Genomic DNA, 1,900 nt, shown 5'->3' with positions numbered 1-1,900 from the left:
GCGTGGCTCTGCTCTTTCGTCCAACCGTGGCGATTGCTTCGCGTGCCGTCCTTCTGTTCCTTCTGGCCTGGCTTTGCCTTAAGATTCCGGCGCTGATCGTCGCTCCGCAGATCGAGGGCGTCTGGCTCGGGCTTGGCGAAATTGCCATGTTGTTTGCCGGCGGCCTGGTGGTCTTTGCCCGTTTCTCCGGCCTGGAGCAGGCATCCTTCTTCAAGCGCTTCACTGGCACGAGTGGGCTGCAGATCGCACGCATTCTCTTCGGGCTCGCGGTGATTCCTGTCGGCCTCAGTCATCTCTTTTATGTGAAGATCACGGCCGGCCTTGTTCCTTCCTGGTTGCCCTTCCGCGTCGGCTTCGCCTATCTGACCGGCGTAGGGCAGATTGCCTGCGGCCTGGGGCTACTGTTTATGGTCCTGCCACGTCTGGCTGCGTATATCGAAACCGCGATGCTGGCAATCTTCGCTTTCCTGGTCTGGGGACCCAACACCTGGTTTGCCTCTGCGCCAAAGATGTCCGGCTCCCCGGTGGGGCCGCGTTTCCCGCTGACAGCGTTCTTCATCACCTGGATCATCGCCGCAGCGTCGCTGCTGCTGGCAGACAGTCTCACAGACGAAAGATCAGATTCCGACAAGCTGTCTAAACAGAGGACTACGAATGATAGTGCAGGACGATACGCTTGAGAGCTTTCAGGCTCACGGAGCCCCAGCTCTGCCTCCGGGTGAGAGCGGCCATGTGACCCATGAAGGCGCCCGCATCTGGTACTGCAGGCTTGGCTCAGGTTCTCCYGTCATCCTGTTGCATGGCGGATTGGGCCACAGCGGCAACTGGGGCTATCAGGTTCCATTCCTCATCGAGAATGGATTTCAGGCTGTTCTGATTGACAGCCGCGGGCAGGGAAGAAGTACGCGCGACCAGCGTCCCTACTCGTACGATCTGATGGCCTCCGATGTTGTCGCGGTCATGGATGCACTGCAGATCGAGAAGGCTGCCCTTGTTGGCTGGAGTGATGGCGCATGTACTGCGATGGTCCTGGCTGCGGCGCATCCTACACGTGTCTCCGGAGTCTTCTTCTTCGCCTGCAATATGGATCCAAGCGGAGTAAAGCCCTTCGAGACGACGCCTGTTCTCGACCGCTGCTTCTCTCGCCACACAAGGGATTACGCCGCGCTGTCATCAACACCGGATCAGTTTCAGCAACTCGTCGCCGATCTCTCACTCATGCAACGGACACAACCCAATTACACCGCCGAAGATCTCGGAAAGATCAGCGTGCCCGTCACTATCGTGCAGAGCAGTTCCGACGAATTCATCCGTACAGAACATGCAGAATACCTAGCGAGGTCGATCCCCAACGCCAGGCTGGTCCTGCTCGAAGGTGTCACCCATTTCGCGCCACTCCAGCGCCCCGGGTACTTCAATGAGGTAGTACGTGGCTTCTGCTCCGTTTGTACGGCGCATGAGCTAGGTCATCTCGAATAACTAACCACAGAGCCGGGTGCCCCATCCATCGCATCGCGATGGGTGGGATCGTCCGAGCGAAGCTCGAATCGGGTTGCATCATGGCTGTCCCCGATAAATATGCCACTCCAACCCTCCTGTAAGCCCCGAAGGCAGCAGAGGCTCATCCGGCGAAGGCAACGTAATATTGCTCTTCGTCTGCTTTGTTGCAGGATCAACAGCATCGCCAACACGACGGTTGTGCCACAGGTTCGTCACCGCAACCTCAAGCACTCCACTCTCTGGCAGTGGCCCATGCAGACACGCTTCATAGGGTGGGGCCCATGTAGTTGCCACCGATTTGCCTGCAAAGGTCACTCGTGCGATCTCATGCACTGCTTCGAAGCGCAGGCAAGCGGTCTCACCGGCTGAGAGCTTCGGTGTCTTGAGGCTGGTGCTGTAC

The 1,900-nt window shown here is 58.4% G+C and carries 3 protein-coding genes; 2 read left to right on the top strand and 1 reads right to left on the bottom strand.

Going from position 1 to position 1,900, the window contains the following annotated elements:
• Positions 1-680: hypothetical protein (locus AB4043_RS24125; RefSeq protein ID WP_442308335.1), on the top strand; the 680-nt coding region annotated here is incomplete at its 5' end.
• Positions 655-1,479, top strand: a complete 825-nt coding sequence (locus AB4043_RS24120) for an alpha/beta fold hydrolase (protein WP_442301600.1) — start codon at positions 655-657, stop codon at positions 1,477-1,479. The genes AB4043_RS24125 and AB4043_RS24120, both read left to right, overlap by 26 nt.
• A 78-nt stretch (positions 1,480-1,557) precedes the next feature.
• Here the strand turns inward: AB4043_RS24120 and AB4043_RS24115 are convergent.
• The coding region (locus tag AB4043_RS24115) for a hypothetical protein (protein ID WP_442308334.1) at positions 1,558-1,900 on the bottom strand (343 nt) is incomplete at its 5' end.

It is taken from the genome of Terriglobus sp. YAF25 (assembly GCF_052113305.1).
Taxonomy (GTDB): domain Bacteria; phylum Acidobacteriota; class Terriglobia; order Terriglobales; family Acidobacteriaceae; genus Terriglobus.
This window is presented reverse-complemented; position numbering and strand designations above follow the sequence as displayed.